Raw genomic sequence first — 14,177 nt, forward strand, 5'->3', positions numbered from 1 at the left:
ACGAAGTATTGTAAATAAAGAAGCCAGTAAATGAATTTATAAAAAACTCATTTACTGGCATTTTTGCTAGGAATTATGTCCCAGCCTCATTATATAAATTACTTAATATCTACGATTTTAACGTTAATTTCGCCACCATTTGGAAGTGGTACGCGAACTTCACCATTTAAATTTTTACCAATTAAAGCTTTAGCCATTGGTGATTCGTTAGAAATTTTACCTTTGAATGCATCTGCTTCAGCAGAACCAACGATTTGGTAACTTTCTTCTTCGTCACCAGGTAATTCAACGAATGTTACTGTTTTACCGATTTGTACTACATTGTTATCGCCAGTATCTTCAATAATTAAAGCATAGCGTAACATATGTTCAATACGTTGAATATCTTGTTCGATAAAACCTTGTTCATCTTTAGCTGCATCGTACTCTGAGTTCTCAGATAAGTCACCAAATGAACGTGCAACTTTAATTTTTTCAACTACTTCTGGACGTTTAACCGTTTTTAATTCTTCTAATTCTTGTTCTAATTTTTCATAACCTTCTTGAGTCATTGGATATTGTTTTTGATTTTCCATTATGTCATCTTCCTTTTCACATACTAAGATTTAACTTCTAGAATTGATAAAAAATAATGCAATATTAGAATACTCGTAAGTTATTGTTTACTTACAAGTGTTTGGATTTTAGTTGTCATTATATCAATTGCGACCTTATTACTTCCACCTTCTGGGATAATAATATCTGCATAGCGTTTAGTAGGTTCAATAAATTGATTATGCATAGGTCTGACAACATTTAAATATTGATTGATTACTGATTCCATTGAACGACCACGCTCTTTAGTATCTCTTACTAATCGGCGTAAGATTCTTAAGTCGGCGTCAGTATCAACATATATTTTAACATCCATCACATCACGTAAAGTTTTATTTTCTAATGCAAATATACCTTCTACGATAATAACATCTTTAGGCTCAAATGCAATCGTTTCATCACTTCTTGTGTGATTAGCGTAGTCATATGTTGGTACTTCTACAGCGTGACCATTACGTAAGTCTTTTAAATTTTCAATTAATAAATCATTATCAAATGCGAAGGGATGGTCATAGTTCGTTTCTAAACGTTCTTCAAACGTTAAATGTGATTGATCTTTATAATAATAATCCTGGGCTAATAAAGCTACACTATGGCCTTCTAAATTCTTCATGATTTCATTAGTAACTGTTGTTTTTCCAGAACCAGATCCGCCTGCAATACCAATAATAGTTGTGTTCGTCATTAGCCGATTTCCTTTCTCATCATGTTGTTAGGATAAATAGGATGATTCACCTTAATTTGGACGATTTGAAGTGGATGACGTGCAGCATCTAAGCTATTTCCTTCTTCGTCATAAATTTCATCAATAACTTGTTTGAAGCTTTCAATTTCAGGACCGAAGAATTCAATTTCTTGACCAGGTTTAAAATGGTTACGTTGTTGGATAGTTGCTATTTGAGATTCAGAATCATAGTCTAATACTAATCCACAGAAATCATAAGGTGATTTTTTATTTTGTTGTAAGCCAAACATTTGCTCTTCATAACCTGGTGTACCTTCAAAGAAAGCAGGTGCTGTATCTCTATTAGCACATTTATCTAACTCAGTTAGCCACTCTGGTTTAATTTTAAAATTGTCAGGGTCTTCTGCATATGCATCAATCACTTTTCTATAAACAGAAACTACCGTAGCAATATAGTGAATTGATTTCATACGACCTTCGATTTTAAGTGAGTCGATACCGATATCCATCATTTGTGGGATTGATTCTATTAATTTTAAATCTTTGGGGCTCATAGCGAAAGGCATTACATCCCCATCTTGATAATATAAATCAAGTTCTCCGTCTGCATCGACAGAAAGTAAATCATAATCCCAACGACAACTTTGACAGCAACCGCCTCTATTAGAATCTCGTGCTGTCATATGGTTACTTAACGTACATCTACCAGAATAAGCGATACACATTGCTCCATGAATGAATGCTTCAATTTCAATATCGACATTCTCTTTCATTTCCTTCATTTCCATAGCACCAGTTTCACGAGCTAATACAACGCGATCTAAACCTTCTTCTTTCCAATATTCTACAGCTTTATAGTTAGAAAGAGATTGTTGCGTAGATAGATGGATTTCTAATCTTGGTGCTACGCGTTTACATGCTTCAATAATAAGTGGATCAGCCACTATGATTCCAGTCGCACCTGTTGCGTCTAATTCCATTAAATATGATTCTAAGCCATCGATATTTTCATCATGCGCAATAATATTTGTAGTAACATAGATTTTTGCGCCATATTGATTAGCGAATTCAACGCCTTCTTTAATTTCTTCCAAAGTGAAATTATCCGCATTAGATCTTAAACCATATTCTTGTCCGCCTAGGAATACAGCGTCTGCGCCATAATGTACAGCAATTTTTAATTTTTCTAAATTACCAGCAGGCGCTAATAATTCAGGTTTTTTAACTTTAGATTTACTTGTTGAATTAATTTCAGTTAATGTTTTCATATAAGCGCCCCCTTTTAATAAACAGTCTGTTTGTATAAAAATCCTTCATCAAATGGACGATGTTCTGGTTGAATTTCTTCAATAGGATCTACTAACATAAATTTTTCATCTTCATATGCTTCAGGATCTTCATTATATAAATCTATAGCTTCTCTATATTGAGTCGTTACAGTATTAATATATTCTTCACTTTGCAAGACGCCATCAATTTTAAATGAATCAATGCCAGCTTCAAAGAACGGTTCAAGTTCTTCAATTAAGCAGATATCATTTGGTGACATAATATGTGTACCATTATAATCTTCGAATACAGGATATTTATTATCACGTTCTTCATCATATAACAATAACGCAGTATCACCTTTATCACGTTGAATTTTCATTTGTCTATCTTGGAATGTATAATAATTACCAAGTAACATACGTTTAGATTGGAACATACAAGTCATGCCATGTACCTGGACTTCTATTTCTACAGCGGCATTCTCTTTAATATTAATAATTTCATCTAAGTTTAATTCACGTGCTAATACTGCTCTTTGCGCGCCTCTTTTCCCCCAATAATTACATTGGAAGTAATTCGTCACGATAGTTTCAGCATCCCAATTAAGAGGGATTGGATTATTTTGTTGCTTAACGAACATCACTACAGCTGGATCACCAAATATAATTCGATCAACGTTAATTTCATGTAAGAAATTGATATAATCTTCAAGCGCATTTAAATGATAATTATGGAAAATGCCATTTACAGCAACATAAACTTTTTTCTCATTGTCATGTGCTAATTTAACAGCTTGTTTAATATCGTCACGATCGAATTCTCCAGCTAATCGTAATCCAAATTTTGGTTCCCCAATAACAAATGCATCAGCACCTAAATCAATTAATGTTTCCATATGAGCTAGTGATTTAGGAGTAACTAGTAATTCTGTCATTTTTATTCTCCTTTAATAGATATGGCTAACCCATCATCCATATTCACAAAATTAGTTTGATAATTTTCTTGTGTCATTAACCAAGCATTGAATTTCTGCACTTTTTTTACCATTTGTTTAACGTTTCTTGAGCGAACAACATCTATATCCGCTACGAACCCGTGATAAAGTACATTATCTGTAATGACAAGCCCGCCCTTTTTAAGTAATGGCGTATATAATTCAAAGAATTTTTTGGATTGTGCTTTAGCCGCATCAATAAATATCATATCGTATTCTTGATCATTAACATTAGAATACTGTTCCAAAGCATTACCTTCTATAAGCCTAATTTGATTTTGGTAACCAAACTTTTCAAAATTTGGTTTAGCTTGATAAATCATATCTTCATCTCGTTCAATTGTCGTCACATTTATATCATCTGAAATTGAAGCGAATTGCATTGAACTATAGCCGATAGCTGTTCCTATTTCAAGTATATTTTTAGCTTGGTGTATTCTTATTAATTGTTTTACCAATTCAAGAGATAATCTATCTATAATAGGCACAGCATGTTCTTCAGCATAGGCTCTTAATTTTTCAATATGATTATCTGTTTTTTCATGTATTTCAAGTAAATACTGTTGATTTGCTTCCATTTTTTACTTCCTTTTAAAATACAAAATAACATTAAAAATAATCAGTCTATTTACTGGAAGTTTTACTCCTTAAAAAAAGTTTCAATTCGAAAAACTTATGTGTTTAATGACTGATTGAATGATTAATATATGCTTATAAGATTTAAACTTTATATATTTTACCATAGTTTTAGGCTAAATTTAAGAACGAATTTGGAAAACGAGACCTTTGTATCTGATTTGAAACAATCATACTATAAAAAATTTTAGTAAATATAACCTCCTACTGCTCAGATTGACAAATAAATATCACATAAAAAACTCCTCCATAAATAATTCGTATTATGGAGGAGTTTTTTTTATTCAACTACACATGAAAAGAATAGCTATTAAGCCTCTATTCTTCCATGTTTGTATTAACGACTTCTTCAATCATATCCCATTCTTCATCAGTTTCGATTGGGACTAGTTTACCACCGTCGCCTGATTCATCAGGTTCATTAATCATTGGGATAAGTTCAATCATATCATCGTCATCTGATTGAGCGCCTTCTTCAGCTAAAATAACATATTCTTTTTTGAATTCTGGGTGATAGAATTCTAACATCTTTCTGTATAAAACTTCATTACCATCTTCATCAAATAACGTTAATAATTCTTCTTCATTACTAATATTTAACTCAGAGTTATGGTCGTGATTATGTTCAGTCATAATTTAATTCTCCTTTATTGGATAGAGTCTATATAGCCTTGCAAGATAAAGACAGCGGCCATTTTATCAATAACTTTCTTTCTCTTTTGTCTTGAAACGTCTGCTTCAAGTAGTGAGCGTTCAGCAGCCATTGTACTTAAGCGCTCATCCCACATAATTATTTCTATGTTTGGTAATGCTTCTTGTAGCAGCTCCTTGTATTGTAACGAAGCTTCGCCACGAAATCCAATAGAATTATTCATATTTTTTGGTAGACCAATTACTACTGAACCTACATTGTGTTCTTTAATAATTGTTACTAATTTATCAATACCAAATTCGTTATTTTCCTCATTAATTCTTAGAGTGTCTAATCCTTGAGCAGTCCATCCCATTAAATCGCTAATTGCAATGCCTACAGTTTTACTTCCTACATCTAAACCTAAAATCTTGTGTGTTAACATAAATTATTGCTTATGCTCTTTAAGATAGTTTGAAACAAGTTCTTCCATAATTACATCTCGATCAATATGACGGATTTGATTACGGGCATCGTTTTGACGTGGTATATATGCTGGATCTCCAGATAATAAATAACCAACAATTTGATTTACAGCATTATAGCCACGTTCTTCAAGTGTTCGATGTACGTTGTTTAAGACTGATTCGACATTTTCTTTAGGGATTTCTTCATAGTTAAACTTCATTGTTTTATCAATATTTTCCATAGATGCGACACTCCTCTAATACGAATTATCTTACATAATAATTTTACACTAGTTGATTACAAAGTTATAGGTTTTTAATGTAATCTTTAATAAAGCGTAATGAATTTGAGATATTTTCTGGTTCAGTACCGCCACCTTGAGCCATGTCAGGACGGCCACCACCTTTACCACCAACAACAGGAGCCATATTTTTAATAATATCTCCAGCTTTAATTTGGTTAGTATATTCTTTAGGGACTGTTGCGATTAGTGAAACTTTGCCGTTTACTTCACTTGCTAAAATGATGATAGCATCTTGTTGTTTTGATTTAAAGTCATCCATTGTTTGTCTAATTTGTTTAGGATTTGAAACTTCAACTTCAGTAGCAAGTACTTTGAAACCATTAATTGTTTCAATTTGATCCTCAATATTACCCATTTTAAGTGATGTGATTTCTTTATTGCGTTGTTCTAATTGTTTATGAAGTTCTTTTTGTTCATCTTGAATTTGGACTACTTTATCATAGACTTGATTATCTGATTTAACTTTTAATTGAGTTTTAATAGCATTGAATTTGTTTTGGACTTCTTCTAGATATAAGAATGCAGCTTTACCAGTTAATGCTTCGATACGTCTTACACCTGCGCCAGTACCTGATTCACTTACAATTTTAAATAAACCAATTTCAGCTGTATTATCTACGTGAATACCACCGCATAACTCGATTGAGAATGGCGCCATATTTACTACACGCACGATATCGCCATATTTTTCACCGAATAATGCCATAGCGCCCATTTCTTTAGCTTCAGCTATTGGCATTTCTTGAATATGAACAGAGATACCTCTCCAAATTTCTTCATTTACGCGTCTTTCCACTTGATCAATTTCTTCTTGTGTCATTGGACCGAAATGAGAGAAGTCAAATCTTAATCTTTCACTTTCAACTAAAGATCCAGCTTGGTTAACATGCTCGCCTAATACTTCTTTTAATGCAGCGTGTAATAAGTGTGTAGCACTGTGGTTCTTTTGAATATCTTTACGTTCATCGCGATTTACACTTGCATCTACTTCGCTGTTAACAGTAACTTGTCCAAATTGTACGACACCTTTATGCAAGTTTTGGCCATTTGGCGCTTTAGTTACTTCTTGAACTTCGATTTCAAAATTATCATTTCCTACAGTACCTCTATCAGCTACTTGTCCACCACTAACAGCATAGAAAGGTGTTTCTTTTAGAATAAAGTAAACTGTTTCGCCAGCCTCTACACTTTCAACTTTTTCACCGTTGAAAATTAGATCTGTTAATGTAGTTTGATAATCAGTAGTTTCATAACCTACAAATTTACTATCTGTATTAATATTTTTTAATACATCACTTTGTACTTGCATAGATTGAGAACTTTGACGTGCTTCTCTAGCGCGAGTACGTTGTTGTTGCATTTCTTCTTCAAAAGTCGCCATATCAACGCTAATGCCTTCTTGGCTTGATAATTCTTCAGTAAGTTCAATTGGGAAACCATATGTGTCATATAGTTTGAATGCATCAGAACCATTAATTTCATGCGTAGAAGCTTTCGCTTTATCAATTAATTGATTTAAAATCGTTAAGCCTTCTTGTAATGTTTCGTGGAAACGTTCTTCTTCAGATTTCACTACACGTTTAATGAATGCAGCTTTCTCTTTAACATTTGGATAATAAGGTTCCATAATCTCAGCCACGATATCTACTAATTTATACATGAATGGTTCATTAATACCAAGACTTTGACTAAATCTTACTGCACGACGTAATAAACGACGCAATACATAACCTCGGCCTTCATTTGATGGTAACGCACCATCTGAAATCGCAAAAGCAATTGTTCTTATATGATCAGCAATAACTTTAAACGCCACATCTTGTTCAGGAACGTCTAAATATTTTTTTCCTGAAACATTTTCAACCTCATGAATGATAGGCATAAATAAGTCTGTTTCATAGTTAGTACGAACATTTTGTGAGATAGAAGCCATACGTTCTAACCCCATACCAGTATCAATATTTTTATTTGGTAGCGGTGTGTACGTATTATCTTTATTATGGTTAAACTCACTGAATACTAAGTTCCATACTTCTAAATATCTTTCATTTTCTCCGCCTGGATACATTTCTTCAGCAGGATCATCTTGACCATATTCTTCACCACGGTCATAGAAGATTTCAGTATTCGGACCTGAAGGACCTTCACCAATATCCCAGAAGTTACCTTCAATTCTAATAATGCGACTTTCTTCAAGACCAACTTCTTCATTCCATAAACGGTATGCTTCTGTATCTTCTGGATGAATCGTTACATATAATTTTTCCGGTTCCATACCCATCCATTTTTCACTAGTTAAGAATTCCCATGCAAATTCAATTGCTTCTTTTTTAAAGTAATCTCCAATAGAGAAGTTTCCTAACATTTCAAAGAATGTATGGTGTCTAGCAGTAAAACCAACATTTTCAATATCGTTCGTTCTAATTGCTTTTTGAGAGTTAACAATTCTAGGTTTTCTAGGTGTTTCACGACCATCGAAGTATTTTTTTAATGTTGCTACACCAGAGTTAATCCATAATAAAGAGTCATCATCAATGGGTACTAATGGTGCAGAAGGCTCAACCATATGCCCTTTTTCAACAAAGAAATCAATATACATTTGACGAATGTCACTTGCTTTTAAATTTTTCATTTATTCCACTCCTAAACATTCTTTATTTTTGAAAATTAAAGAAAAACAAAAAAACGCCCATCCTCAATCAAGGGACGAACGTTTTCGCGGTACCACCCTAGTTATAAACACACTGACTATATCACAATACCATCTATGTTTATCACTTAATTACAATATGAAACTATCATGAAGTAGCGTTCAACAATTAACCTTGCACTTTTCACCAACCAGTGCATCTCTAAAAGTGTTTAGATTGCCTACTCATCTTCATGTGAATTTAAATTTATTTTAAGTATTTTTCAGTTAAATGTCAACGTTCTACAAAGTCATATGGTGAAACGTCATCCATATTAATCATTGGATTAATTTGATAAATTGTTGCTTCACTTAATACAATTTGGTCTTGAATATCATCTACGTTCTTATCATCTGTCTCATTTATATTAGAAGCGCCAGTCTTAGCATGTTCATCTTGAGTAGAAGTGTTTTCAGAAGAAATATCTACTTCAAAGTAAGCAAGAATCAGTTCACGTAATTGCGTTTGACGCGTTTGTCCTTGCGTATTTAAGCCAATTTCGAATGCTTTTGGATCACCTAATAAAACAAGTGATTGTTTAGCTCGAGTAAGCCCAGTATATAGTATTGGACGTTGTAACATTCTAAAATATTGTTTAACTATCGGCATAATAACGATTGGAAATTCTGAACCCTGCGATTTATGAATCGATGTACAGTAGGCATGCGTTAATTCTAATAAATCTTGACGAGTGAACGTGATTTCGTTGCCTTCAAAGTCCACGATAAGTACATCTTTATTGAGCGCATTTTCCTTTGCCCAGAAAATGCCGACAATGACGCCAATATCGCCATTAAAAATATTATCATTAGGTCTATTCACTAATTGGAGTACTTTATCCCCTTTTCGGAATTTAATATCTCCAAATTCAATTTCTCTAACATCATCTTTTTTAGGATTAAGAATGTCTTGCAATACTTGATTAAGTCGCTTTATTCCAGCGCTCCCTTTATACATCGGCGCTAACACTTGAATATCGCTCATATCATAGCCTTTATTAACTGCACTTGAAACAACCTTTTCAACAACATCAGGAATTTGATCAACGTTACAGTTAATAAAACTTCTATCATGATAACGCTTCGTAATATCAATTGGTTCACCATGTTTCATACGATGTGCCAAATCAATAATACTTGAACCATCTTGCTGACGATACACTTCAGTAAGATTAACACGTGGTAAAGCATTAGAGTCTATTAAATCTTTAAATATTTGACCAGGACCTACTGAAGGTAGTTGGTCTTCATCGCCTACTAAAATAATTTGTGCATCTAAGGGCACAGCACTTAGAAATTGATGGAATAACCACGTATCCACCATAGACATCTCATCTATAATTATTAATTTAGCATTAATTTCATTATCTAAAATGTCTTCAGGTTGCGTATCCTGATTCCAACCTATTAGACGATGAATCGTCATAGCTTCTAGTCCTGTTGACTCTTGAAGACGCTTAGAGGCACGTCCAGTAGGCGCAGCTAAGACAATCGGATAATCATCTTCTTCATAATCAGAATAATTTAATGATAAACCATGAATTTCAGCATATAATTCAACGATTCCTTTAATAACAGTTGTTTTACCTGTTCCAGGCCCACCTGTTAAAAGCATAATTTTAGAATTAATAGCAGTTTGCAAGGCTTCTTTTTGCGAAGGCGCATAACTCACATTATTACTATCTTCAATCTCACCAATGTGCAACTGTAAATCAGACTGTTCAATTTCTTTAAGTTTATTTTTATACGTTTTTATACGATATAAGTTTTGCACGCTTTTTAACTCAGAATAATATAGACTAGGTATAGCTACACGATCGTTTTCAAACACAAGTTTACTTTCTTCCGCCAGAATTTGTAGTACTTCTTCTAATTGATGACCCTCTACTACCTCTTCATTGCGCGGGTCACTTAACATTTCTTGTGTAACTTCTATCACAAATTGGTGGGATAAGTATGTATGACCTTGTTTAATACATTCTTCTTCTAATGTATATAAGAGTCCTGCTTTCAATCTTTCTGGATCATTAAATTCGATTCCATTATTGCGCGCTAGTGTATCAGCTTTTTGAAATCCAATTCCTTTCACATCATAAACAAGTTGATAGGGATTTTTCTCTAATACATTTAAAGTTTCTGATTGATAAAATTGATAAATCGCCATCGATAATTTAGGCCCAAATCCTAAGTCATGTAAGCGAATCATCACTTTTTCCGATTCTTGATTTGCGCTAACTTGTTCAGCTATTTGCTGCTGTTTCTTTTTAGGTAAACTCGGTACTTTTTCTAAAACAGTAGCATCATTCAAAATGTCATTAATTGCATTTTCACCTAATGTATTTACAATATTTTGAGCCGTTTTCTTCCCTATTCCTTTGAAAAGGTCACTCGATAAGTAACTCACAATCGCATCTTTAGTTTGCGGTAACTCTTTTTCAAATGTTTCAGCCTTTAACTGTTTACCATAACGAGGATGTTCAACTACTTGTCCTTTAAAAGTATAAACATCGCCTTCAGCAATATTTGGAAAGAACCCTACAACTGTGGGCAAATTATCAAATGATTCATTTGTTTCAATGGTATCGACTTTAAGAACAGTATAAAAATTATCTTGGTTCTGAAATAAAATAGCATCTACTGTTCCTTTAATCATTGAATAATCAAATAGTGTAGGGTCTGACATATTATTCCTCCTGCGCTTTTAAAGATTGAAATGTTTGTTTCGCATGTTGACTTAACAAGTGTTTAGGATCGATTTCAATCGCTTTATCAAAATAAGCAATCGCCTCGTCTACATCTTCTGTTTCCATGTATGTGGCAAGTCCTAAATTATATAAAGCATCAACATGTTTGGAATCGATAGTAAGTACTTTATTTAACTGTTTAATAGCTTCTTTAAACAATTCTAAATGACATAACACTAATCCATATTGGAACTGAACTTCCGCATCATTATTATTATCTAGTTCAGCTGCTGTCATTAAGAACGGCATAGCTTCTCTGTGAGAATCTAATTGATTAAATGCCATGCCAATCATATAGTTTGTATCCACTTTATCCATATCATGCTTTAAAGCAAGTTGATATAGCTTGATAGCTTCTTGATAACGGTCCTGATTATAGTATAAGTTAGCTAAATTATAATAAACTGCACCATTCTTGTCATCAATTGTAATAGCTTTTTGGAAAAAGCGCTCCGCTTTCTCAACTTCCCCAGCGTCTGCTAAAACAATACCAGCATTGATATAATTTTCAACTACATTTGGTTCTTCTTCAATATTATTAAATAATGCTTGTAAAGCTTGCTCTAACTGCCCTTCTTTTATCCATTCATAAATTGTTTCTTGATTTACCATTACAAATCTCCTCAATTTTATGTATTATTTACGTTCATAATATTCAAAAAGAAAAGAACTGGGACAAAAATTTCCCAGCCCTTCATGAATATATTTAAATTAAACTACGTAACTTAATTGGCCAGTCGTTTTGTATACATCATCAATTGTAGCGCCACCAAGACAAACTTCTTCATCATAAAATACAACTGCTTGTCCAGGAGTAATCGCACGTACAGGTTCATCAAAAGTAACGCGAATAGAATTATCATTCTCTTTTTGTACAAATACTTTAGTATCTTTTTGACGATATCTAAATTTAGCTGTGCATTCAAATCCTTTTTCTAAGTCAACAGGATTAACGAATGAGAAGTCAGAAGCGATAAGATAATCGCTATATAATGCTTCATGATGGAAACCTTGTTCAACGTATAATACGTTGTCTTGTAAGTTCTTACCAACTACAAACCAAGGATCGCCGTCTCCACCAATACCTAAACCATGACGTTGACCAATCGTATAATACATTAATCCACTGTGCATCCCCATTTTCTTACCATCTAATGTTCTCATTTCTCCTGATTGAGCTGGAAGATATTGTGATAAGAATGATTTAAAATTACGTTCACCAATAAAGCAAATACCTGTAGAATCTTTTTTCTTAGCAGTAGCTAAATCCTGTTCTTCTGCAATTCTACGTACTTCTTTTTTCTCAATATCACCAATTGGGAACATTACTTTAGATAATTGTTGTTGTGATAATTGGTTTAAGAAATAAGTTTGGTCTTTATTATTATCTACGCCTCTTAACATTTCTACATGACCATCTTCATGACGACGAATACGAGCATAATGTCCTGTTGCCACATAGTCTGCACCTAGTTTAAGCGCATGTTCTAAGAATGCTTTAAATTTGATTTCTTTATTACACATTACATCTGGATTAGGAGTGCGTCCTTTTTTATATTCATCTAAAAAGTAAGTAAATACTTTATCCCAATATTCTTGTTCAAAGTTAACTGCATAATAAGGTATACCGATTTGGTTACATACAGCTATTACGTCATTATAATCTTCTGTTGCTGTACAAACGCCATTTTCGTCTGTGTCGTCCCAGTTTTTCATAAAAATACCAATGACATCATAACCTTGTTCTTTTAAAACATGTGCAGTAACTGAACTATCTACGCCACCAGACATACCAACTACAACGCGTATATCTTTGTTTGACAATTTTATTCCTCCTTAAATTTATGATAAATTTTATGAATTTCAGCTACGATATATTTAATTTCTTGCTCAGTCGTTTGTTCATTAAAACTAAAGCGTACTGAATGTTTAGCACGTTCTTCATCTTCATACATCGCTGCTAAAACGTGTGAAGGAGTAGTTGACCCAGCCGTACATGCTGATCCAGAAGAAACATAAATATTAGCTAAGTCTAACAATGTTAACATTGTTTCTACATCTATAAATGGGAAATATAAATTTAATATATGCCCTGTTGTTTCTACCATAGAACCATTCACTTCGAAAGGAATTGCACGTTCTTGTAAGCTCACTAAAAACAATTCTTTTAGCTGCATCAAATGGATATTGTTATTATCTCTATTTTCATCAGCGAGTTCTAAAGCTTTCGTTAAACCAACGATTTGCGCTAAATTTTCAGTTCCAGCACGTCGTTTCGTTTCTTGTTCCCCACCTAATTGAGAGAATTCGATAGGCGTCTTATCTTTAACTAGTAATACACCCACGCCTTTAGGACCTCCGAATTTATGTGCAGTGACACTCATAGTATCGATTTTGAAGTCTTCAAATTTTATATCAAGATGACCCACAGCTTGCACAGCGTCAACATGTAGTAATGCACTTGATTGAGCAACGATATCTTCAATATCATAAATAGGTTCAACTGTGCCAACTTCGTTATTAACAAACATGATTGAAACTAAAATAGTATCTTCAGTTAACGCTTCTTCTAACTGATCTAGGTCTACTTTACCTGTGTCATCTACATCTAAATAAGTAACATCATATCCTTCTTTTTCTAACTCTTCAAAGACATGAAGTACTGAATGATGTTCGATTTTAGTAGTAATGATATGATTCCCTAAATGTTCATTTTCATAAACTAAACCTTTAATAGCAGTGTTGTTAGATTCAGTTGCACCACTTGTAAAAATCACTTCACTTGGTTTAGCACCTAGAAGCTTAGCGACTGTTCTTCTTGATTCATCTAAATAACGACGGGCATCTCGCCCTATTGTATGAATTGAAGATGGATTACCATAATGCGATTGGTAAATTTCCATCATTGCATCTATAACTTCTGGTTTAACTGGGGTAGTTGCAGCATAATCTGCATATACTTCCATTATTTTGTACACTCCTCACAATATTATCAATGTTCCTATAATAGCACCTAACCATCAATTTTTCTACATTGTTGTTTGTAACTTCATTACTTCATATTTTAACATTTATCCCTTCTCTATTTATATATTTTTTATTTTTGAAAATGTCTTCATTATATGCAGTGAGCAAATTAATAACTCATCGTCGTCTATCT

General features: G+C 33.2%; 13 protein-coding genes and 1 other annotated feature. All 13 genes read right to left on the reverse strand.

Annotation, left to right across the window (positions count from 1 at the left end; genetic code table 11):
* Nucleotides 1-98: 98 nt before the first annotated feature.
* Nucleotides 99-575, reverse strand: coding sequence for a transcription elongation factor GreA (gene greA, locus CD128_RS02035; protein ID WP_103328428.1), 477 nt, complete (start codon nucleotides 573-575; stop codon nucleotides 99-101).
* 80 nt (nucleotides 576-655) lie between these two features.
* Nucleotides 656-1,279, reverse strand: coding sequence for a uridine kinase (udk, locus tag CD128_RS02040; RefSeq protein WP_103328429.1), 624 nt, complete (start codon nucleotides 1,277-1,279; stop codon nucleotides 656-658).
* Nucleotides 1,279-2,547 carry a peptidase U32 family protein gene (locus tag CD128_RS02045; RefSeq protein WP_103328430.1) on the reverse strand — a complete coding sequence of 423 codons (1,269 nt, stop codon included), beginning with the start codon at nucleotides 2,545-2,547 and terminating at the stop codon, nucleotides 1,279-1,281. Before CD128_RS02045 ends, udk begins: the two co-directional genes overlap by 1 nt.
* A 14-nt stretch (nucleotides 2,548-2,561) precedes the next feature.
* A complete protein-coding gene (locus tag CD128_RS02050; RefSeq protein ID WP_103328431.1) occupies nucleotides 2,562-3,485 on the reverse strand; it encodes a peptidase U32 family protein in 924 nt (307 codons plus the stop codon).
* A 2-nt stretch (nucleotides 3,486-3,487) separates the two neighbouring features.
* Nucleotides 3,488-4,123 carry an O-methyltransferase gene (locus CD128_RS02055; protein ID WP_103328432.1) on the reverse strand — a complete coding sequence of 212 codons (636 nt, stop codon included), beginning with the start codon at nucleotides 4,121-4,123 and terminating at the stop codon, nucleotides 3,488-3,490.
* A gap of 376 nt (nucleotides 4,124-4,499) precedes the next feature.
* A complete protein-coding gene (locus CD128_RS02060) occupies nucleotides 4,500-4,814 on the reverse strand; it encodes a DUF1292 domain-containing protein (RefSeq protein WP_103298274.1) in 315 nt (104 codons plus the stop codon).
* 14 nt (nucleotides 4,815-4,828) lie between these two features.
* Complete coding sequence (gene ruvX / locus CD128_RS02065) at nucleotides 4,829-5,257, reverse strand: Holliday junction resolvase RuvX (protein ID WP_103328433.1); 429 nt, start codon at nucleotides 5,255-5,257, stop codon at nucleotides 4,829-4,831.
* Nucleotides 5,258-5,260: 3 nt separating this feature from the next.
* Nucleotides 5,261-5,521: an IreB family regulatory phosphoprotein gene (locus CD128_RS02070; RefSeq protein ID WP_103328434.1), complete on the reverse strand. Its 261-nt coding sequence runs from the start codon at nucleotides 5,519-5,521 to the stop codon at nucleotides 5,261-5,263.
* A gap of 64 nt (nucleotides 5,522-5,585) precedes the next feature.
* Entirely contained in the window at nucleotides 5,586-8,216 is a 2,631-nt protein-coding gene (gene alaS / locus CD128_RS02075; protein WP_103328435.1) for an alanine--tRNA ligase, read from the reverse strand.
* Nucleotides 8,217-8,283: 67 nt separating this feature from the next.
* Nucleotides 8,284-8,475 (reverse strand) — a binding site (T-box leader).
* Between the two features lie 33 nt (nucleotides 8,476-8,508).
* Nucleotides 8,509-10,956, reverse strand: coding sequence for an SF1B family DNA helicase RecD2 (recD2, locus tag CD128_RS02080; RefSeq protein ID WP_103328436.1), 2,448 nt, complete (start codon nucleotides 10,954-10,956; stop codon nucleotides 8,509-8,511).
* A 1-nt stretch (nucleotide 10,957) separates the two neighbouring features.
* Nucleotides 10,958-11,629: a tetratricopeptide repeat protein gene (locus tag CD128_RS02085; RefSeq protein WP_103328437.1), complete on the reverse strand. Its 672-nt coding sequence runs from the start codon at nucleotides 11,627-11,629 to the stop codon at nucleotides 10,958-10,960.
* Between the two features lie 99 nt (nucleotides 11,630-11,728).
* Nucleotides 11,729-12,841, reverse strand: a complete 1,113-nt coding sequence (mnmA, locus tag CD128_RS02090; protein WP_103328438.1) for a tRNA 2-thiouridine(34) synthase MnmA — start codon at nucleotides 12,839-12,841, stop codon at nucleotides 11,729-11,731.
* A 2-nt stretch (nucleotides 12,842-12,843) separates the two neighbouring features.
* Nucleotides 12,844-13,983, reverse strand: a complete 1,140-nt coding sequence (locus CD128_RS02095; RefSeq protein WP_103328439.1) for a cysteine desulfurase family protein — start codon at nucleotides 13,981-13,983, stop codon at nucleotides 12,844-12,846.
* Nucleotides 13,984-14,177 lie beyond the last annotated feature (194 nt).

This window comes from Staphylococcus croceilyticus (assembly GCF_002902575.1).
Lineage (GTDB): Bacteria > Bacillota > Bacilli > Staphylococcales > Staphylococcaceae > Staphylococcus > Staphylococcus croceilyticus.